Annotated in this window: 18 protein-coding genes, 2 tRNA genes and 1 pseudogene; 5 read left to right on the top strand and 16 right to left on the bottom strand. The window is 42.5% G+C overall.

The features are described 5' to 3' along the window. Window positions 1–111 precede the first annotated feature (111 nt). From prfC to V2H77_RS17810, 3 genes are all read right to left on the bottom strand, one after another. On the bottom strand, window positions 112–1701 hold the full coding sequence (prfC, locus tag V2H77_RS17820) for a peptide chain release factor 3 (protein WP_341499864.1): 1590 nt from the start codon (window positions 1699–1701) through the stop codon (window positions 112–114). A gap of 156 nt (window positions 1702–1857) precedes the next feature. Further along, window positions 1858–2304, bottom strand: coding sequence for a ribosomal protein S18-alanine N-acetyltransferase (rimI, locus tag V2H77_RS17815; protein WP_341499863.1), 447 nt, complete (start codon window positions 2302–2304; stop codon window positions 1858–1860). Further along, complete coding sequence (locus V2H77_RS17810) at window positions 2273–2686, bottom strand: DNA polymerase III subunit psi (RefSeq protein ID WP_341499862.1); 414 nt, start codon at window positions 2684–2686, stop codon at window positions 2273–2275. Before V2H77_RS17810 ends, rimI begins: the two co-directional genes overlap by 32 nt. Window positions 2687–2815: 129 nt before the next feature. Between V2H77_RS17810 and rsmC the strand changes: the two genes are divergently transcribed. The 3 genes from rsmC to V2H77_RS17795 all read left to right on the top strand — a co-directional run bounded on the left by rsmC (window position 2816) and on the right by V2H77_RS17795 (window position 4220). After that, complete coding sequence (gene rsmC / locus V2H77_RS17805; protein ID WP_265378937.1) at window positions 2816–3832, top strand: 16S rRNA (guanine(1207)-N(2))-methyltransferase RsmC; 1017 nt, start codon at window positions 2816–2818, stop codon at window positions 3830–3832. Window positions 3833–3999: 167 nt separating this feature from the next. Next, window positions 4000–4086, top strand: a tRNA-Leu gene (locus tag V2H77_RS17800). A 47-nt stretch (window positions 4087–4133) separates the two neighbouring features. Then, a tRNA-Leu gene (locus V2H77_RS17795) sits at window positions 4134–4220 on the top strand. A gap of 67 nt (window positions 4221–4287) precedes the next feature. Here V2H77_RS17795 and V2H77_RS17790 read toward each other — a convergent pair. The 10 genes from V2H77_RS17790 to V2H77_RS17745 all read right to left on the bottom strand — a co-directional run bounded on the left by V2H77_RS17790 (window position 4288) and on the right by V2H77_RS17745 (window position 14790). Then, window positions 4288–4554: a DUF1435 family protein gene (locus V2H77_RS17790; RefSeq protein ID WP_341499861.1), complete on the bottom strand. Its 267-nt coding sequence runs from the start codon at window positions 4552–4554 to the stop codon at window positions 4288–4290. 147 nt (window positions 4555–4701) lie between these two features. After that, on the bottom strand, window positions 4702–6144 hold the full coding sequence (phoA, locus tag V2H77_RS17785; protein WP_341499860.1) for an alkaline phosphatase: 1443 nt from the start codon (window positions 6142–6144) through the stop codon (window positions 4702–4704). 104 nt (window positions 6145–6248) lie between these two features. Beyond that, entirely contained in the window at window positions 6249–7787 is a 1539-nt protein-coding gene (locus V2H77_RS17780) for an alpha/beta hydrolase-fold protein (protein WP_341499859.1), read from the bottom strand. A 509-nt stretch (window positions 7788–8296) separates the two neighbouring features. Next, window positions 8297–9748 carry a 4-hydroxyphenylacetate 3-hydroxylase family protein gene (locus V2H77_RS17775; RefSeq protein ID WP_265378925.1) on the bottom strand — a complete coding sequence of 484 codons (1452 nt, stop codon included), beginning with the start codon at window positions 9746–9748 and terminating at the stop codon, window positions 8297–8299. A 262-nt stretch (window positions 9749–10010) separates the two neighbouring features. Continuing rightward, complete coding sequence (locus tag V2H77_RS17770) at window positions 10011–10634, bottom strand: glutathione S-transferase family protein (protein WP_341499858.1); 624 nt, start codon at window positions 10632–10634, stop codon at window positions 10011–10013. Between the two features lie 315 nt (window positions 10635–10949). Beyond that, window positions 10950–11132, bottom strand: coding sequence for a hypothetical protein (locus V2H77_RS17765; RefSeq protein WP_341499857.1), 183 nt, complete (start codon window positions 11130–11132; stop codon window positions 10950–10952). Between the two features lie 153 nt (window positions 11133–11285). Further along, the gene (locus V2H77_RS17760; protein WP_341499856.1) at window positions 11286–12248 is read right to left on the bottom strand and encodes a nucleotidyl transferase AbiEii/AbiGii toxin family protein; all 963 of its coding nucleotides are present in this window, start codon (window positions 12246–12248) and stop codon (window positions 11286–11288) included. Continuing rightward, a complete protein-coding gene (locus V2H77_RS17755) occupies window positions 12241–12636 on the bottom strand; it encodes a DUF6088 family protein (RefSeq protein WP_265378923.1) in 396 nt (131 codons plus the stop codon). The genes V2H77_RS17760 and V2H77_RS17755 overlap by 8 nt, the downstream gene beginning before the upstream one ends. Window positions 12637–12725: 89 nt before the next feature. Then, window positions 12726–13322 (bottom strand): DUF3156 family protein, encoded by a 597-nt coding sequence (locus V2H77_RS17750; RefSeq protein WP_341499855.1) that lies wholly within the window; start codon window positions 13320–13322, stop codon window positions 12726–12728. Then, a complete protein-coding gene (locus V2H77_RS17745) occupies window positions 13297–14790 on the bottom strand; it encodes an APC family permease (RefSeq protein WP_341499854.1) in 1494 nt (497 codons plus the stop codon). The genes V2H77_RS17750 and V2H77_RS17745 overlap by 26 nt, the downstream gene beginning before the upstream one ends. 448 nt (window positions 14791–15238) lie before the next feature. On the opposite strand from V2H77_RS17745, the gene V2H77_RS17740 reads away from it, so the two are divergent. Next, the gene (locus tag V2H77_RS17740) at window positions 15239–15898 is read left to right on the top strand and encodes a response regulator transcription factor (RefSeq protein ID WP_341499853.1); all 660 of its coding nucleotides are present in this window, start codon (window positions 15239–15241) and stop codon (window positions 15896–15898) included. Window positions 15899–16015: 117 nt separating this feature from the next. Next, window positions 16016–17084, top strand: a pseudogene (locus tag V2H77_RS17735) (Fic family protein). Window positions 17085–17495: 411 nt separating this feature from the next. Here the strand turns inward: V2H77_RS17735 and V2H77_RS17730 are convergent. The 3 genes from V2H77_RS17730 to V2H77_RS17720 all read right to left on the bottom strand — a co-directional run bounded on the left by V2H77_RS17730 (window position 17496) and on the right by V2H77_RS17720 (window position 20176). Further along, window positions 17496–18125, bottom strand: a complete 630-nt coding sequence (locus tag V2H77_RS17730; protein ID WP_265378919.1) for a hypothetical protein — start codon at window positions 18123–18125, stop codon at window positions 17496–17498. A 164-nt stretch (window positions 18126–18289) separates the two neighbouring features. Further along, the gene (locus tag V2H77_RS17725) at window positions 18290–19783 is read right to left on the bottom strand and encodes an aldehyde dehydrogenase family protein (RefSeq protein WP_341499852.1); all 1494 of its coding nucleotides are present in this window, start codon (window positions 19781–19783) and stop codon (window positions 18290–18292) included. A gap of 27 nt (window positions 19784–19810) precedes the next feature. Beyond that, complete coding sequence (locus V2H77_RS17720) at window positions 19811–20176, bottom strand: cupin domain-containing protein (protein WP_341499851.1); 366 nt, start codon at window positions 20174–20176, stop codon at window positions 19811–19813.

Genomic DNA, 20176 nt, shown 5'->3' with positions numbered 1-20176 from the left:
GCAAAGCGCTATAAAAGTAAGTCGGATCTTGCCGACTAAATTATAAATTATTCTTGTGTTACATATATTTTTGTAAAGAAAAAGGCTAACTCATTGTTAGCCTTAAAAATATTAATGTTCCCGCGTTTTACGGAAATTGACGTCAGGATAACGTTCACCCGTCAGATTTAGGTTAACCATCGTTGGAGCAATATAAGTCAGGTTGTCGCCACCATCGAGCGCCAGATTTTGCTCATTCTTACTCTTAAACTCTTCCAGCTTCTTAGCGTCATGACACTCAACCCAACGCGCCGTTGAGACGTTTACCGGTTCATATAAAGCTTCAACGTTATATTCGCTTTTTAAACGGGCAACAACCACATCAAACTGGAGAATACCAACGGCTCCCACAATCAAATCGTTATTTGTCAGTGGACGGAATACCTGTACAGCGCCTTCCTCAGATAATTGAACCAATCCTTTCAGCAGTTGCTTCTGTTTCAGAGGATCACGCAAGCGAATACGACGGAATAATTCCGGCGCAAAGTTAGGAATACCGGTAAATTTCAGATCTTCCCCTTGAGTAAAGGTATCACCAATCTGAATTGTCCCGTGGTTATGCAAACCGATAATATCTCCCGGATAGGCATGATCCACATGAGAGCGATCGCCCGCCATAAATGTCAGCGCATCAGCAATCACCACATCTTTCTTAATTCTGACCTGATGTAGCTTCATGCCCTTTTCATATTTACCTGACACAATACGTAAGAAAGCCACGCGGTCACGGTGTTTAGGGTCCATATTGGCCTGGATTTTAAAGATAAATCCGGTAAATTTATCTTCCTGAGCGGAAACTTGACGAACATCTGTCTGACGCGGCATCGGCGCAGGCGCCCATTTCACCAAACCATCCAGCATATGATTAACGCCGAAGTTACCCAGCGCCGTACCGAAAAATACCGGTGTCAGTTCACCTTGCAAAAATGCCTGATGATCAAACTCATGGGAAGCCCCCTGCACCAGTTCCAGTTCCTGACGCAACTGTTCAGCCAAATCTTCACCAATCACGGCATCCAGTTCAGGATTATCCAGCCCCTTAATTGCGCGGACTTCCTGAATCGTATGCCCCTTTCCGGTCTGATACAGGTAAGTTTCATCAAGATAGAGGTGATAAACCCCTTTAAAAGACTTACCGCAGCCAATCGGCCAGGTAATCGGACAACAAGCGATATTCAACTCATTTTCCACTTCATCCATCAGTTCCATTGGATCACGGATATCGCGGTCAAGCTTGTTCATGAACGTTAGAATCGGGGTATCGCGCAGACGGGTCACTTCCATCAATTTACGTGTCCGATCCTCAACCCCTTTAGCGGCATCAATGACCATCAAGCAACAGTCAACCGCCGTCAATGTACGATAAGTATCTTCGGAGAAATCTTCATGCCCGGGCGTATCCAACAGGTTAACCAGACAATCTTGATAAGGAAACTGCATCACAGAAGTGGTAATGGAAATACCACGCTGTTTCTCCATTTCCATCCAGTCAGATTTCGCGTGCTGGTTTGAACCACGACCTTTCACCGTACCGGCTTTCTGAATCGCCTGTCCAAACAGCAACACTTTTTCAGTAATCGTCGTTTTCCCTGCGTCAGGGTGAGAAATGATAGCAAAAGTTCGCCGTTTAGCGACTTCCTGCTGAAAAGGGGAATTTGACATCAATAACAATCTTCTGCTTTCTATACGGGCTTGTAGTCAACATCAGACGTTTCCCCGCAAGGAAAACCGTTGCCAAACCCGTGGGTGAATGAAAAATTGGCGCTCATTTTCGCTGAAATCGGCGTTATAAACAATCAATCAATTTTATAGCGCTTATTAGGCAAATAACGGCAGCGCCATGATGATGGCATCTTCTTTACCTGTCGCAGTAGGGTAGTAACGCTTACGAACAGAGACTTGGTTAAACCCTGATTGTTCATACAATCTAATAGCGGAATGATTCGATTGTCTGACTTCTAACCATAAGGTATTCACCCCTTTACCCGGCAGAATTGAGATTAAATATTCTAATAATGCTTTACCATAACCTTTACCTTGATAGTCAGGATGAACAGCAATATTAAACAGGGTTGCTTCATCTAATATCACTTGGGTTATCGCAAAGCCAATAAGTTGTTCCTTAATCGCAAGCTTATAATTCAAATACCGCTCACCCTGATTGCTGAAAAATGTTTTTTCACTCCACGGGAACGCATGACTGGCTTTCTCCACCAAAAAAGCGGGCGGGAGATCAGCGGGCATTAATAGAGAAATGTTGTTCATGTTGAGAAATCTGTTGCCAGAGAGAACGTTTTGCCTGTCCATCAAAATATAAATCATTTAATGCCGGGCTTCTCAAAGAAATTCCCGGCCATGATAGTGTAATATCCACACCCAACAGCCAATATGGACACTTGACCTGTTCCGGTAACATTGCAACATTATTTGCTGTAATGCAGTAAACAGAGGATTTATCCAGTCCCATAGCGGTGAAAATATCTATTAATAATGAATTAGTTAAATCAATGTGGTCATTGGTAATAATCAGCAGACGGGTGGCGTCAGGTAAGTGAACAGCTAATTCACCTTGTAAAACCGCCGGATTACGTAAGGTCCATTGGGTAATCCCCAATTGAGCTAATAACCTGTCGCGCCGGGTTACCATATTTATACCACCTGCTGTAAAAAATAATCGGCAACATGTTATCAGAGGCCACGATCTGCGCCAATATTGGGTGTTAGATTTATTATTCCCTGATACTTGGACACAAAACATGAAGGAGCTTATAGACAAATGTCTGCGTTAACCCCCGCCAGTGAAGTTATTTTGCGTCACCGTGAGCAATTTAGCTCTCATCATCTGCTCTTCGCCGGTGATATTCAGGATACACTGGCAACCCAAATTGATGCTGCCAGTGTGCGAGTGCACACTAACCAATATCATCACTGGCAATCACTGATCCGTACTCTAGGTGATCATGCCTGGTTTGGCCTGGTAGCCGAAAAAGCATTTACCCAGGGCTGTGACACCTTGATCTACTACTGGCCTAAAAGTAAACAAGAAGCTCGCTTTCAATTACGTAGCCTGTTCTCTGTTTTGCCAAAAGGCATCAATATTTTCATTGTCGGAGAAAACCGTAGCGGAGTACGTAGTGTAGACAAGCTGATGGAAGGCATGGCAACGTTTCGAAAAATCGACAGCGCCCGTCGTTGCAGTCTGTTCTACGGCCAGTTAGAACATGAAGTTCAGTTCGAACAGGATAACTGGTGGAACAGTTATCAGGTGGAAAATGTCATAGTGAATACGTTACCGGGTGTATTTAGCCAGGATGAACTGGATGTTGGCAGCCGTTTATTGCTTTCTACCTTTGACAAACCTCTCTCTGGCAATTTACTGGATATCGCCTGTGGCGCAGGTGTTCTGGCAGCGGTATTGGGTAAGAAAAATCCTGAGTTAGCACTGACGCTCAGTGATGTTAATGCCGCAGCCATTGCCTCCAGTAAAGCAACCTTAAAAGCCAATAAACTGGAAGGTCATGTGGTTGTCAGTAACGTTTATTCCAATATTGAAGATAAATTCAACTGGATTATCTCTAATCCTCCTTTCCATGAAGGACTAAAAACCAGTTTATTGGCCGCCGATGATCTGATCCGCCAGGCTCCCAACCACCTCAAACCCGGAGGAAAATTGCGGATTGTCGCCAATGCCTTCCTGCCTTATCCCGATTTACTGGATAAAACTTTTGGCTCTCATGAAGTCATTGCTCAGACAGGGAAATTCAAGGTTTATCAGGCGACAAAAAAATTCTAATTGACTCAGCCTGTCCTTGATTCAAGGACAGGTTCAAAATAATAGAAGGATGATGATTTTTACGGCAATCATGCAACGCTATAATAAATAATGATTGACGCCTGCTAAAAAACCACTAGAATTCGCCCCCATGCTGTCAATCCAACAGATTGGCACTGTCTGAATTTGCGAGGGTGGCGGAATTGGTAGACGCGCTAGCTTCAGGTGTTAGTGTTCTTACGGACGTGGGGGTTCAAGTCCCCCCCTTCGCACCAAATCAGACAGCCGCTGATTGAATTCGGCAACAAAAATGACAGTACCTGCGAGGGTGGCGGAATTGGTAGACGCGCTAGCTTCAGGTGTTAGTGTCCTTACGGACGTGAGGGTTCAAGTCCCTCCTTTCGCACCAATCTGTTCATTTTCTACATTTCATTTTCTACATTGCGCCTCTCATCCATTTTTCCTTCGATAAAACGTCAAAAACAGCCAAACTGATGCATTCCAGCCAATAAAGCGCACAACACAGCGAACCCTGATGGTATCAACAAAAAATGGCGTGATTTCTGGTTTAGCAGCATAAACAACGTCAACAACATCGCTAATACCACCCCAATTTTGAACTGCTCAATTCCAGGATTGACGATGACGAACAGCATGCCAGCCAGGCTAGATAAACCTATTCCCCACAAACTGGTCATACCCTGCCAGAAAAGCGATTTCTCTCTGTCTTTAATTCTGACCATAACTTGCACCCAGTCAAATGATAATGATTACCAATATCATATACAAAAAAGTGTGAAGTACAAGCCAGTTGCAATTGCCAGAGGGAAGAGAAATTAAGGCCGAAGAATATCCGGCCTTAACTCTTTATTCCTCAACCACGCCCAAAATTACTTTAACTGCATCGCATCACGTATCGTGAAGAACAGATCTGTCTGGTCAGTCAAACCCACAACATTGGCTGCCTGAGGACCATAAGCGGCCACCCTGAGTTGAGCGCCAGTATGTTCCTGTTCCTTACCCTCAGAAGTACCATAGTTAACCGCCATCACCCCACCATCTTTAGTGATTAATGCCTGAGTCAGCCCCGGAGATTTTATATGGGCTTCAATAATCTGACTGGCGTGAGCATGATCGGCGGTGACAATCACTAATGTATCACCGTGTTTACGCGCATACTGCAAGCCAATTTGTACCGCCTTATCCAATTCAACCGTTTCACCAATCTGACCACAAGGATTAGCTTCGTGATCCTGCTTATCAATAGAAGCGCTCTCCACTTGTAAGAAGAAACCATTCTTATGTTCTTTTAACAGATCAATGGCTTTCCCCGTCATCTGCGCCAACGTCGGCGCATCAGGATTCCGTTTCGAGTTGACTTTACAAGTCACTGGGGGATTATCAATATTACCGTGATAAACTGCTTTAGGCCCTTCCCAAGCAATGTCCATATTGTCTTCATGGAACAGGCCCAATAACGGTTTTTTCTGATCCGCTCTGGTAACGGATGCCAGTGATTTAGCATCCCTAACTAACTGATAACCCTGTTCCTGTGCCTGCTGTTCCAGCGTTTTATCTTTACCAGCGCCAGCAACCGATTTCTGGGCGAAAACCTTGGCGCCTCCACCTAATGTGATATCAGCACGAGCCGCTAATAATTGCTCTGTGATCGAACCACGCCCGCCATTTTCTAGCGCATTAGTTGGACATTTTTTTATTGTCTCTTGTGGGCCATAACAGTAACGGTCAGTGACATGCGCATACTGTGCCGCTGGCGTTGCATCCTGTATCCTAGCCGTCGTTATGTTGCCTGTTGCTTTACCATTCGCTTTTGCCAGCTCAAGCAGGGTTTGATGATCTTGACCAAATACATCGACACTCAACGCGCCATTATAGGTTTTTATACCAGAAGCCCAGGCGGTGGCAGAAGCGGCTGAATCCGTCGCATAATTTGGTTTACGCGTCTTTTTATCCAGAGAATAGTGAGTGTATTGGCCGGTAAATGGCAAGGCATCAATTCCTTTAAAAAATCCACCCGCGCCTTCCGCATAGTTACGGGCAATAGTAATCTCAGAATCCCCCATACCATCACCAATAAACAAAATAACGTTCTTAGCTTTATGATTATTTATTGCTGCTTTTAATGCCTCAGTCTGGTTTTGAGTCATACGGCGAGCGCCGCCAAATTCCGTAATATTACCTTTTACCGCCCGACTTTCCGCCATAATTTGATCGACATTTTGATCACCAGCCGCCGACACCGGTAAGCTAACACCTGAAATTAAGGCAGAAACCATAACTGCAACCAAACTTTTCGTATACTTGTTCGACATTAAGATTTCCTTATTAAAACGTAATCGGAATAAAAATCATCGCTATCTGGTAAAGGGATACTAAATAAACTATGTGACAGTTATGTGAAGAAAATAAAATTCATTCACCATTTCGCTACCAACGACCGGGTTCCGTGGTACAAGGTTTCACACCACGAAATATAATTATGACCACTAGAAACTTCACTGGATTCAACTGGATAACCCTTCTGTAATAACGTCTCTTTCAGGCGACGATTATGATATAAAATGCCCTCCAACTCCCCCACACGGGTTTCAAACAATCCCGCTTGTAAATAGAAACGCAGCGGTTTTTTCTCCGCTTTGGCAAATTCACGGGTCAACCATTCAGGCTTTTCTCCCTGAGGCGCCCACCAATACGAACCAGACATACTGAGAACATTGCCAAACAACTCAGGATGATTAAACGCCACCCATGAAGATGCCAATCCGCCATAACTGGAACCTGAAATAATGGTACGTTCTGCCGGCACTTTAATACCCTGAGCAGCCAGCCACGGTATCAACTCGCTCGCCATAAATTCAGCAAAATTAGGATTGGGCGGCAATTCCTGACCTCGACGCGCACTATCCAGGCTATCAATAAACACTACATACATCGGCGGGATCTTGCCCTGTTCAATCAGGGAATCGAAAAATCTATCAATATAATACTGTTTACGGTAAATCTTCCCATCAAACAGCACCAACATAGCAGGCTGTTTCATCGGAGTAATCGGTTGATAAATCGCAATTTCCCGACTATTACCCAAAATCTTACTCTCAAGCTGATGAAGTTTAGTGACTCCTTGAAAAGGCAATTGTTTGAATTGTGCGATATCACACAGAGTCGGTCTTAATGCCAGCAATGAATCATGGTTAAACGCATCTTCTGATATCGCCGGTACGACATTTTTATTCAACGGATCGGCTTGGGCAGTAATTAAAATCGACCTACGCTGTTCGTCAATCGTGCCTTCAACCTGCGGTAAATCCGGCGCCAATTTATATTGCATCAAAGTATCTGACGGAACGATATAACTGTGAAACCAAACATCAGTACCGGCCAAATGCGACATCGGATCATGATCGCCACTCGGCGCCCCCAGAATAAAGACATTCGCTTTTGCTCCACGCCACAGGAAAGTGACGCGCTTATTCTTATCATCATAATCTTCAATCAACGGAGCGCCCTTGCGAGTTATTTCTCGCCAGAAGGCATGGGTACTTTTTCCTTGTGCGACTTCAACTTGGAGTTGTTTCAGACGCGGGCTTTCTGGTTGTTGTCTGGCGTCATTATCCCTTGGGATATAAGGTGGAAATGACAATGTAAGCTGCCACGGCGCTCCTGCTTTGCCCTTGGCTGCCAACCGATATTTTCCCGTCCGAGGAACAGTAAAACCAATTGACTGACGAGCATCTATCGGATTATCAGTGAAAAGCGTACGAATATGTTGTTGATGACCCTTCTGCACTACCAATTTCTGCATACCCAATGCCGATCCCTGGACATAATATTCAGGCTGCATTTTAAATTCAATACACGATACTCCCTGAGTATTAAAATTCCCGCTTATTGCTTGCTGGTCTTGCTGAAATTTTATTTGGTGACACTCAGAGGCAAAGACATTAAAGGAAGCCATAAGAGCACATATCATTATGTTTATTTTCATTTTTTCTCTCTTTTAATGGTTGATTATTGATATTCAATTTTTTGACGCGGCAAATCATGCACTAAATCCTTATTTAAGAATAAGAACAATTACTATTATTAATAGAATAAATTGTGTATTAACTTCCATTAACAATATATAAACATGTTAAAACCTTTCAGAGAAATGATTCTCTAACATGATGAAATAATTTACGGATGGATATATACCCTATGGATTTCAAGATGCATCGCGACGGCAAGGGAACGAATCCCCGGGAGCATAGATAACTATGTGACCGGGGTGAGTGAATGCAGCCAACAAAGAGTCAACTTGAAAGATAACGGGTATATAAATAACCCCATATACTGAGATGATATTGGTTAAATCTCCCATCTTTTAAAAGATTAAATAACAAAAAAACGGGATGTAATCTATCCCGCTCCTTCAAATATTATAAAAATAAAACAAGTTAGTTGCATCTAAATTAAATACAAAACTCAGCTAACATCTATAGAATCTAAAATCCCTCTGCTCATACTCTTAGCAAAATCCCAATCATATTCATCATAAAGGCGAGACAAAGCAACATGATGCGCTCCTGAATAGAACATCTCATATTGAGTATGACGTGATGCAAATTCAGACCCGATAGCATCCCACACTAATTTCAGTAATTTCACGCGTTCAATAGGCGCCAGTAAAGTTGAATATTGTGTTTTTTCTATTAAGTCACGAATTTCTGGGTTTGCTAAGTCAATATAATTTGACGGTAACATAATCACGCCACCACCTGAAAGATTTCTGATGCTTTCTATCACCTTTGGATAAGTTGACTGCAATACAACCTGGCAAGCATATAGTTGTAATCGATTGGGAATATAATACTCATTATGTCGATCAGGATTACTAATCAAACCACGAAAGAGCCCTTCAATATTAGCGGCATAGCAAGCAAGTTCAGCTAATGACTCACGAACTGCGGGAAACTCATTGATGCCTGTAGCTTCAGTAAGTTGATGGGCCAAACCCGTTAAAAAATGCAGCTTAACGGCATACCGAGCCATACCCTGAACATCCATTAAAACGTCAGCGCCAGTTGCCTGAAATTGTCGGCGGCACATATCCGTATTTTTATAAACAAAAACTCTTTCCCACGGAACAAAAACATCGTCGAAATAAACGACAGCATCATTCTCGTCAAACTGATGCGCTAAAGGGGAATCAAATTTATTACTGCCTGTTTCATAGGATTTTCTGGAAAGAATTTTTATTCCCTTAGTATTCAACGGTAATGCAAAAGACAGAGCATATTTATCATCAACACCCTCTTTGAGTGGATTAAATACGCCAACAACAACTTCTTCCGCAAGGACGGCTGCTGTTCCTAACATCTTTGCCCCGCGAACAATTATTCCTTGCGGTTTTTCCTCCAACACACCAAGAGTATGAAATACGTTTTTTATATGTTCACTGGGCGTTTTGGATCGATCGCCTTGTGGATTGACTAATGTAAAAGCCAAATAAATATCTTTATCACGGGCATATGAATAGTAATTTTTTAACGCCTCGGCCCTATCCTTGGAATATTCCTCAAATACTTCCAGATAAGTCATCATTCCGGTAAGAGCGGCAGAAACATGATCTGGACTTCTACCTAACCAACCACAACTTCGCATCGCCCAGGCATACGCAGCCTCACCTCTGGCAATTAATTTCTCTCGAGTGGTAGGAAGTTCCCAATATAAACCAACGCGTTTACCGACAGAAGTTTCGAACGTCATTCGATCAGCGTGTTCTGCCTGATAATCATAAAGTGAAGCTACCGTTCTAATTGCATTCCGAAAAGCAGGGTGATCCACGTGATTAGTGATCTTTTCTCCATTCAGAAAAATGGTTCTTCCATCACGCAGACTTTCAATATACTCCTCACCTGTTTTAGATCTAGACATTAACTATTTCCTCCGAAATAGAATTGATTTTAGGTAAATCGATCTTCAAAAGCGCGACAACCCCTTGCCTTGCTATCGAGCATTGCCACTTAAGTTTTTCTATCTACTCTTTTTATTTTCCGCCTAGTAAGTATAGATTGGATAATAACAATTCGATGAAAGATTTCACTAAATTTGCCTGAGTATCTGTGATCTCTATCTTAATTTGATATATTATGCATACGATTCACCCTACCATTATTCTATCTTAACCATCAACTTATTAAGGACTGGTCGCCGGCTCCGGTATTATAATCCCACGTTGCACGGCGGGCCTTAAGGCAATACGTTCGTGCCATGCACTTAGATATTCATGGTGACTAAAATCAAAATCAATAATTCTGGCAATATGAATCCAGCCAAAATTGGCAATATCAGCAATGGAATACTCATCTCCGGCCAAAAAGGGACGATCACTAAGCCGTTTATTCAGCGTAGAGAAAGCTTCTTCCGTTAAGCGACGATAGCGCTGTATAGCCGTATGATTTTTTTCAGTCGCGAATATTTCAAAGTGAACCCGTTGTCCCAATATCGGCCCGACGCTAGAAGAATGAAACGTTAACCACATAATCGCCTCCCAACGGCTTTTAAATTCTTCCGGCAATAATTGGTTAGTTTTAGCAGCCAGATAAAGCAGAATCGCCGACGACTCAAAAAGCGTTACATCCGTACTTTCATCAACAAGTACAGGTATACGCCCGTGGGGATTTAACTGTAAAAACTCAGGCTCTCTATTTTCATCCTGATCAATTCGTACATGCTTTAATACATATGGCAACCCCAACTCTTCCAAAGCAATTGTGATCTTATATCCATTTGGAGAACTATCAGTGTATAAGTAGATCATCTCGCTATATCTCCCCTCAAGATAAATATTTAATAATTTAACTGCCAAAATATCACTCACATTTAAAATATTACTCTGTTATAGAGAATCAAAATTTAATTTCTCTCTATACCGCTAAGTAAATGAAAATATCATTAATTCTCAGAAATTGAAAATGAATATCACGGTGTCCATTTCTACACGCATAAATAAATTTTATTGATTTATTGTGTTGTCGGTAAAGGAAGTAAACATCAAAGTACGCAAGAAAGCCATTGATCTTCTTGCGGTCAATTAATAATAGGAAACCACAATGACATATCACAACAACTCAAATTAGTTCCAAGCCAATGAACATGATTCCACGCAGTCATCAGACAGAGCAGACTGCTCGACAAGCCAATCAATAATATTAACAATTTCAGGTCGAAACAGGGTTTCTGGTAATGTCACCGCATAATAAGCAAATCGGGAAGGCCATTTTTTTTCTAATGCGACTTTAAGCCGGCTGGAATGCAATTCCTCTTCAACGCAAAATTCGGGCACCAATAATAGGAAAACAGGTTATATTGCTTTTCGCCCGATACCTCCACCCTCATTAGGCCAAGATTTACAGCGAATTTTGCTAACAATAACCAATACCTGTGTAAATGCGTTCATCAATCAGACAATTTAGTTCAGCTCATTCAGAGCAGATAAAGCCGTCTGCCGGAAACAATCGTAAGCTTCTGCCCAAGGTATTCTACTATGCTCAAAGACCATCGGGATCACAAGTTGTTGATAACGTTGCTGATAGATAGGATTACTTCCCAACTCTTCCAACCCAGCTCTCAGCTCATCAATCGGCGAAATCTGAAACTGAGGATACTGGCGGCCATAACGCTGAATATCCTGTTCAATAGTTTGTTGTACAAAACCAGCAAGTTGACGGATATCCGTTCCTATTGCATTCACAATGCAGTAGTTATCATGCAGATGACGAACCAGTGACTCGTCATCTTTTCTATCAATATTACGCATAAACGCAGCAGTCCGTCTCAGCATAGCTATCAGCTTTTCAGCTTGAGTGCTGATAATCGTCGTGCAAGGGAATGCTTCAACCGCCTGACCTTTTCCTGTTAGTTGCGTGACAAATGAACGAATATCGCGCTGTTCTGCCGCTTGCAGCAAATCAGACTCTATCAACTCCAGTTTGATAAATGGCCTTAGGTAGGGAGCCTGTACAACACGTTGGGGATAGCGGACCGAAATATCATTGTAGCGATATTCATCCCGTGTGATCTTCGGGTTGTTATCATCAATCCCCAAAAAACCAGATGCTACAATAGTCGCTGATATCGTCTGAACAATATCCTTTCTGATATTTTTACGCTGAGATCGAGAGTACTGAACACCCACCAAAAATTCAGGCTGTGGAACCAGTTTGATATCCACATCTTCCGACATCCGGTCAAGCGAAATTCCGGCTTTTGCCAACGCTGTTCCACCAGCAAATACTAGTTTATGGGTATCAAACGCTAAAGGCTGTAGCAGACGAAGCAGTTCAACAATATAGTAATCTTTTTCTACAATAGAAACAGCACCGATACCTAGCACATCAGCAACATCTGCGAATAAACCTGATAAATCATCCATTTAACCGGCTGTTCCCCACCGATAGCACTCGTTTGAAACGGAGTGTGGTTTTGATTTGGGTATAAGCGGGAATCTGTGTTGATTTACCGCCAGTATAAGCAGCAGAAGCTCCATCCAAACGGTATTTCACCTTTAAACGCTCTAGTGCTTCAAGAATAACCGCATCAGAACCTCCCGGAGAAGCAGGCATTATTTTCCCAGTAATACTGTTTTTTCGAGCCTTGGTGTAAACACCGTATCCCACTTTCAGCAATTGACCTTCTTTGACCAAACTACGCAGTATCCTTCCTACCTGATCGTAACCAGCAATATCTTTAAAGTCGTCACGGATGAACACATAACGTTTTGATCGCTTCAAACGCGCCTGAATACGTTCTTTAATAATCATGAGGGACTCTCCAGAAATCATGCTCGATAAGCGTAGCAAACATACGACACTTTTACTAGCAAACAAACGACATCTCGCGCTGTAAAATATTAGATCTTTTCCATGAGTTGCTTAAACATCAGTAAGGTACTGAGCAACAAATAACGCTGCTCAGAAGTCAAACGCAAATAACGACGACTGGCCGGCAATCGGCTAACAACCTCAGAAGCGGCAAAATGTTCTACCTCAAATTGCCATTGCCCCTGATGAATATTCAAAACGAGATCCCGAAAATCCAGCTCTGCTAACGTTTCGCCAATTAATGGATACTGATTAAGTAAATCAATAATCTGTTGCCCAAATTCTGCACCATGACAACAGTAATAAGTCACAGTCTTTCGCCGAAATATTCCCTTTACCTTGGCTCTAATAACGATTCTTTCCTTGAGTGAAGTTATTCCCTGCAAACGAAAACAACAACTGACAATATAGGCCAGAAATAACGCCTTCGGCTTTTCATAAACCTCAATCTGCAATCCATCAGGTAACGTCACCTGCAAACTTTCTGCTGATAAGCGCTCACAACAGTAAGGCGACAAATTCTGTTCCAGACGATTTAACGTTATACCTGCCTGATAACCGACAGGAGAGCGGGGTTTATTCAACCGCCGCCAAATACCATCAATGAAGGGAACGAAGTGGCTCAAGTTGCGCCTCCGGCAATTCACCCTTAGTAAAAGTATGCGAAAGTACCTGTTCAACGGGTACGGGTTTAAACGGATTCACCCGTTGTACGCAAAGCGTCCAAAACAGGGCATAGCTGGCGGTCAAACCCAACATAATGGCGAATGGAATATACACATCACCGGGCTCCATTCCCGGAGGTGTAATGTGAATGATCGCCAAAATAATCCCTACACTAGAGATAATTTGAGGTAACGGGAAAAAGGGCGATTTATAAGCACGATGTAAATCAGGTCTGCGGATACGCAGCAATATCACGGAACACGTCACCAGTAAATAAGCAACGCACCAGGCACATACCGCAGCTAATACCAAAGGCATAATCCGGCTCAAATCGCCTTGAATAATAAAAGTATGTAAACAGGGGATCATTACCGCGACCAAAATCCCAAAGATTGGCGTTTTAAAGCGCGGATGTAGATAAGCAAAAATACGCGGTAATGCGCCATCCAATGCCATACCATAGAGAATACGCGGTACCGCCGCCATCAGGGTATTAATTGTTGCCGCTCCCGCCAGTAATAACCCAATACCAATCCAATATTTACCAAAATCCCCCATCACCTGACCGGCAAAAGCAGGAATGGCCATTGGCGTTTCCAGCAAGCGAACGTTATTCTCCACATCCACCAGCACATTTTCTACCTGATGGCTGATTGACGCGCCATATAGCCCCATACAGACAGCCACTCCACACAGGCCCGTTATCATTGCTCGCGGCAGAACTTTGGCAGAATTTTTAATTTCCGGCGCCATTGGCGTCACCAGTTCACAGCCGACAAACATAAACATCGCCATACCGACCAGACTCAGCACCGCCAAGGGCTCGCTCAGATTAAGCTCCTCGCCAAACCAACTCTCCAGCGGCACAGCAAACGGCATTAATAATCCGCAAATACTGAAAATAACCAAGGTACTCCACATGCAGAATGTCAGCACAATTTCAACTTTACCGAACGCTTCAATACCCAACGCGTTAAGTAATCCAAACGTAATCACTAACCCAACGCCAACCATCCATGAAGCGTTATGACTTTCCACCATCGTATTAAGGCTGTCAAAATTCACTAATGCCATAACTCCGGAGAGGATAGTTTCTGCTGTACCCGCAAAAATATGGACAATCAAATAAGCCGAGAGCGCGCCGGTAATCGCCCAGAATCGCCCCATGCCACAAGAGATATAGTCATAGACAGAACCGGAGGTAGGCAAAATAGCTGCCGCCTCAGCAAACGTCGTCACCTGGGCCTGCATCATGATAAAACTGATCAGCATTGCCAGTACGAAAGTATCACCGCCAATCCCAAAACCACTGGTTACGGTCAGAATAACCGGGCTTGCCATGATCACCCCGACAGAACTTGCCAGTGCGGTAGGAAACCCCACCACTCCCTTTTCAATATGCGAAGTCAGTCGTGTTGACATCTTCATTTATTTTCCCTCTTACATCTGGTCGTAAAAATAACGCTTACAACTATTCATTTGTGAATTTTTTGTAAATTTTATTGAGGATAAATACACTATAGAAAGTGAGACGGAATACCGACCATCGTCCTAAAGAACGATACCTAAAGAGGGATTAATAACTGAAAAAGTGTAACGAAAAATACCAGAATACAGAAAAAAGAAAAAATAATTACTTAAATATCAATCAATAAAAATAAAATCGCTTAGTTAATACATTAAGAAATTATTTCAGATATATACCAAAACATCTGTTCTTAGCAGATGATCATCACGTTGAGAAATTTCATTTATTGTAATCTATATCACGTTATTAATATGTTTATTTTGTGTTAATTCGGCATTTTAATTAGCATTTGATTAATTCTTAGTATCGATTTATCCAGTTAGATATTATTCTAAAGGGAGAACTTTCTTGTCTACTGTACTACCGAATAACCGTGAAAATGCTTTAATCTATAGTTGCTTAAATACCATTGCACATCTGGTTCCCATCTCAGCCGCAGCATTCTATCTGGTGAATAATGAATTACGCCCCGAAAATTACATTTTGTACGGCATTTCAGACGAAACCCACCAGAATTATCTGGCTTATTTTCAGCATTTAGACCCATTAAAACCAGCTAATTATCAACAAGATGATATTAATATGGTTGGTATGGATCAGAAAACACTTACTGAACATAATAAATATTACCATGAATTTATGCAGCCAAATAATATACAGGACATTGCCGAAATATTTATCCGTCAACACAACCGAATTATTGCCGGCGTCTCTTTATTACGAGATACCCTATTTACACCAAAAGACTTTAACCGCCTCAGTGCTATTTTGCCATTAATTGAATTAGCTGTCAGAGACTTGCTTCCTGAAACACCCACTATTCTGACCGCTAAAGAACAAGAAATTATTAATTTAATAAGAGAAGGATCAAGTAACAAACGTATTGCACAGATACTTAATATTTCCCTATCTACTGTTAAAACTCACTTGCGTAATATCTTTGCCAAAACCAAAGTGACTAATCGCACTGAACTGGTTTCCAGCGGGTTTATTACTCGGCATTTGTGATTCGCCCAATGTTGGCAAAAGTACAAGGTGAAAGACCCAGATTGAGCCAAATAACATTACTATTCGCCTCATTTGGTGAGTAGAATAGAAACCCTATTTGACTCATAGGTGACGCAGATGTGGATATGGGAACAACCAAACTGGCCTGAACTGCATTGGAATGCCGACACTATTGCACCATTACTGCGAGATGTGCATTTCAACCGAGGATTGTTATTAGGCAAATCGGACTACGAAGACACCAAGCATACTCTATTCAAGCGAAATTGAAGGCGAAAGATTGAATGCGGCTTCGATACGTTCGTCATTGGCAAACAGGTTAGGCATTACGGAAGAAAAACCTTATCCAATCGTAGAAAAGAGTGACGGCATTACAGAGGTCGCCCTTGATGTGATAGAAAATAGCCACTCCGATTTAACTCTTGAACGTATACTCAAGTGGCATCAGTTAATATTCCCCGCAGGCTATGCCATGTTCAATCCGATACAAGGAGGTAAATTACGCGCAGGGATGACAGAAGTCGTATCCGGCCGTTTGGATAAACCAACGGTTCACCTTGAAGCGCCACCACCAGAAAAAGTGGTTGACGAAATACTCCAATTTATAACGTGGTTCAATCAATCCCGAACAGATACCAGCCTTGATCCCATTATTAGGGCTGCAATTGTCCATTTATGGTTTGTAGCAATCCACCCTTTAGAAGACGGAAATGGACGCATTACCCGGTTTTTAACCGATCTTGCACTTGCTCAAGCCGAAAACCGCTCAATTCGTTTCTATGCAATGTCGGTAAGTATTTGCCATCATCGTAAGGCGTATTACGAAATTCTTGAAAACACTCAGCGTGGCGGCTTAGATATTACTGACTGGTTGGTTTGGTTTCTGAAAATATTGAATGAGACCTTAACAAACAAACTGCAAGAAATTAATCAGGTTGTGCAAAAAGCCAAATTTTGGCGGCGGATAGATCAAACACAACTTACTGAAGAGCAGACGAAAGTACTAAACCGTATGCTGGACGGCAATTTTGAGCAAGGCATTAGCAGCAGTCAATATCAAAAGGCGGCGAAGGTCAGCCGCGCTACTGCAACCAGACACTTGGCACATTTGGTTGAGCTAAGTTGTTTAAAAAGCACCGGAGCTGGTGGTCGTAGCACTCGTTACGTTATTAATCACAAAGGATAAATCCGCAACTTACAACAGTTATATTTTTATAAACCATTGTGTTGCTTTTAAAGGGACGAGTTTCCTCCACATCAGGTAAGTAATGAATACGACCATTAGTCTTACCAAAGTAATCAACAAATATTAAAACTATATACCCGTCATCTTTCAAGTTGCCTCTTTGTTGGCTGCACTCGCTCACCCCGGTCACATAGTTCTCTATGCTCCCGGGGATTCGCTCCTTTGCCGTCGCGATGCATCTTGAAATCCATTGGGTATATATTGAATAAATAATACATTTCTGTACATTTTAAACTATTCATAACGTTTCCAGTCTGATATGAAGCACCAAGCTCCACCAAACACACTGAGCAAGTTTCCAGTGTATTTATCACCTTCTCTACTTTCGATTAGTAGGATTCACATACTCTATTAGTTAACCTTTTTCTGCCAAACCTCAGGGAACCTATCTATTTGACTAACCCAACAAGATAAATCAGGAACTAACCAATTAAGTAGTTTATAACATTCGGCATGATACTCATCTATTGGTGGACTCAACCACAACACTGGCTCGTGGTGAAATATTCTATTTCTTAACCTCCTTATTTTATTTAGTGACGAAGAAATAGTTTTTCTTTTACGAAGCATTTTAGGGCAATAGGGAAAAGCTAATCGCAATGATTTCCACAACAATACTTCATATTTGATATTAAATAATGTTGTCCAAAAACCAAAGGTTAGTTCTGCTATTATCTTATTGACATCATCAGATCTGATTCTGTTCTTTACGTTAATGATTTCAGTATAAAGATCTTTGAAAACGGCATCGCCTTTCCAACTTTCATACCAATCACAGCGTTGATAAAACTTCTGTAAACTATAATTCAAACTATTCCTTAAACTTATTTCTATAACAGAAAAGACTGGGACAAAAGATTCAGATAGTTTTATATTTAAAATATAACACTGGATTGCTTGATGTTTATCACCTTGCGATTCTTGTAAGTAACGAGCTAACCTTGCTGTAGAGAAATATAACTGTAGTTTTTCCCACTCCATGATTCATCCGGCCCTTTCCTTATTGAGTTCTGGTGGTGGGTAGTATATAATCAACTCGCTGCCCTGAGAAGCCCTCTCCTGGATAAAATGCCAGTGATGACCTTAGGTTTGACAATGGCCCCTTTCAATCAAGGGGCCTTCCTTATTTTGATCCGAATATCAAATCAGTAACGAACCATCACGGATTTCAATTCAGTATAGTGCTCAATAAAAGCGCTACCGAATTCACGACCGATACCTGAGGATTTAGTGCCGCCGAATGGTAATGCTGGATCGAGGAATGTATGCATATTGACCCAAACGGTCCCCGCTTCGATACGCGGGATCATGCGCATGGCTTTGCTGAGATCATTGGTCCACAAACTCGCCGCTAAACCAAATGGCGTGCTGTTCATCAATCCAATCAGCTCTTCCTCATCGTTATAGCTGAGGAAAGTCCCAACAGGACCAAACGTCTCTTCCTTCATCAATGAATCTTCTGGGCTGTTAGCACGAATCGCTGTTGGCGCCACAAAGAAACCCGGTCCGGCCAGAGCATGACCACCGTAAACAATCTCACTGCCTTCTTGACGAGCTTGTTCAAACAAGGACAGGATCTTGTTATAGTGCGCTTTGTTTGCCAATGGCCCCATTTCTGTTGATTCATCCAGAGGCGAGCCAATTTTCATTGCCGCAAGTCTTTCAGACAACAATTTCAGCACATCATCCATATGGCTTGCAGGAATATAGAAACGTTCCGCTGCCGCACAAATCTGCCCTTGATTGAGATAACCGGCCTCCAGAACGCCATCGACAATTTTTTCAACAGACATATCCGCTAAAAACGCCGCGCCGTTTTTACCACCCAATTCCAGCGTGGCACGAGTCAATCCCTGCTCCATTGCTGATTTACCAACAGCAATACCCGTTGGCACCGATCCGGTGAAAGTCACCTTGGCACATAACGGGTGGCCTATCAGTGCAGGACCCAGCACCGAACCAGAACCATTAATCACATTAATGACACCATCAGGGATACCCGCTTCTTTAGCTAATTCAGCCACTCTGAGCATGGTCAATGGGGTGTATTCACTAGGTTTCAATACAATGGTACAACCACAAGTCAGGGCAGCCGCCATTTTCCAGATGGCAATCATGATGGAGAAATTCCACGGAATAATCCCTACCACAACACCAATTGGTTCACGACGGGTAAATGCCGTGTATTGCTCACCTTTAAAAGAGGGCAAGGAGACATTCAAGGTTTCACCGCTGATCTTACTTGACCATCCGGCAAAATAACGCAGGAACTGAGCGGAGGAATCAATTTCCAGCATTCGGGACAACTGGATGGTTTTACCAGAGCAGAGAGTTTCTAACTGCGCCAACTCTTCCCGATGCGCCAGTAATAGATCTGCCAGACGATTCAGGCAGTGACCGCGCTCCATCGGCGAAGTTTGGGCCCATACCCCATGAAATGCCGCCTGTGCCGCTTGCATAGCAGCATTGACTTCCGCTGCGCCGCCTTGATTAACAGTTGCAATGACTTCATCAGTAGTAGGGTTTATGACAGAAAATGTTTCACCCCCCTGACCAATGACTGATTGACCATTAATATAATGTCCATGATTATGCTGCAAAAAGGTCGTAACTGACTGTAATAAGTTAATATCACTCATTATTTACCTCTATCAAATAAGTGTTTTTTAACCTTTACAAGCCAGATAATGCTTCACAAAACGGTCAACGGTGATTTCCCACAACACTTCAGTTCCTTTCGGCGCAAACCAGGAATCTCCAGGATGATATTCAATGGTTTCACCGCTCTTCACATCGGTCAATTTTACTGAACCTTCTGTAACGGTTGCATGCTCATCAAACTGATACACCATACTGAACTTGCCACGAGTACAGGCGAAAATCCCACAACTCAGGCTATCCGTTGGCTCACCAAACACCATTGCTATACTGGCCTGCGGCTCGCCTTCCAACACAGTCGCTCCCAGATTGCTTACGCTACCAATATCCAATAATTCAGGCAGAGGTTTGTTCAATAAAAGTGATTTAATCAT

The organism is Photorhabdus sp. P32 (genome assembly GCF_038085095.1).
GTDB classification, from domain to species: domain Bacteria; phylum Pseudomonadota; class Gammaproteobacteria; order Enterobacterales; family Enterobacteriaceae; genus Photorhabdus; species Photorhabdus luminescens.
Note: the sequence above shows the minus strand (reverse complement) of the source record. Positions and strands in the feature narration are given on the sequence as shown.

Bases quoted from the DNA above. Each gene is read 5' to 3' on its own strand.
- V2H77_RS17755 (WP_265378923.1), bottom strand. From the start codon at position 12,636: ATGATTATTAAAGAACGTATTCAGGCGCGTTTGAAGCGATCAAAACGT.
- V2H77_RS17725 (WP_341499852.1), bottom strand. From the start codon at position 19,783: ATGAGTGATATTAACTTATTACAGTCAGTTACGACCTTTTTGCAGCAT.
- prfC (WP_341499864.1), bottom strand. From the start codon at position 1,701: ATGTCAAATTCCCCTTTTCAGCAGGAAGTCGCTAAACGGCGAACTTTT.
- V2H77_RS17780 (WP_341499859.1), bottom strand. From the start codon at position 7,787: ATGGCTTCCTTTAATGTCTTTGCCTCTGAGTGTCACCAAATAAAATTT.
- phoA (WP_341499860.1), bottom strand. From the start codon at position 6,144: ATGTCGAACAAGTATACGAAAAGTTTGGTTGCAGTTATGGTTTCTGCC.
- rimI (WP_341499863.1), bottom strand. From the start codon at position 2,304: ATGAACAACATTTCTCTATTAATGCCCGCTGATCTCCCGCCCGCTTTT.
- V2H77_RS17730 (WP_265378919.1), bottom strand. From the start codon at position 18,125: ATGGAGTGGGAAAAACTACAGTTATATTTCTCTACAGCAAGGTTAGCT.
- V2H77_RS17720 (WP_341499851.1), bottom strand. From the start codon at position 20,176: ATGATTAAATCACTTTTATTGAACAAACCTCTGCCTGAATTATTGGAT.
- V2H77_RS17810 (WP_341499862.1), bottom strand. From the start codon at position 2,686: ATGGTAACCCGGCGCGACAGGTTATTAGCTCAATTGGGGATTACCCAA.
- V2H77_RS17745 (WP_341499854.1), bottom strand. From the start codon at position 14,790: ATGAAGATGTCAACACGACTGACTTCGCATATTGAAAAGGGAGTGGTG.
- V2H77_RS17790 (WP_341499861.1), bottom strand. From the start codon at position 4,554: ATGGTCAGAATTAAAGACAGAGAGAAATCGCTTTTCTGGCAGGGTATG.
- V2H77_RS17770 (WP_341499858.1), bottom strand. From the start codon at position 10,634: ATGATCTACTTATACACTGATAGTTCTCCAAATGGATATAAGATCACA.
- rsmC (WP_265378937.1), top strand. From the start codon at position 2,816: ATGTCTGCGTTAACCCCCGCCAGTGAAGTTATTTTGCGTCACCGTGAG.
- V2H77_RS17760 (WP_341499856.1), bottom strand. From the start codon at position 12,248: ATGGATGATTTATCAGGTTTATTCGCAGATGTTGCTGATGTGCTAGGT.
- V2H77_RS17775 (WP_265378925.1), bottom strand. From the start codon at position 9,748: ATGTCTAGATCTAAAACAGGTGAGGAGTATATTGAAAGTCTGCGTGAT.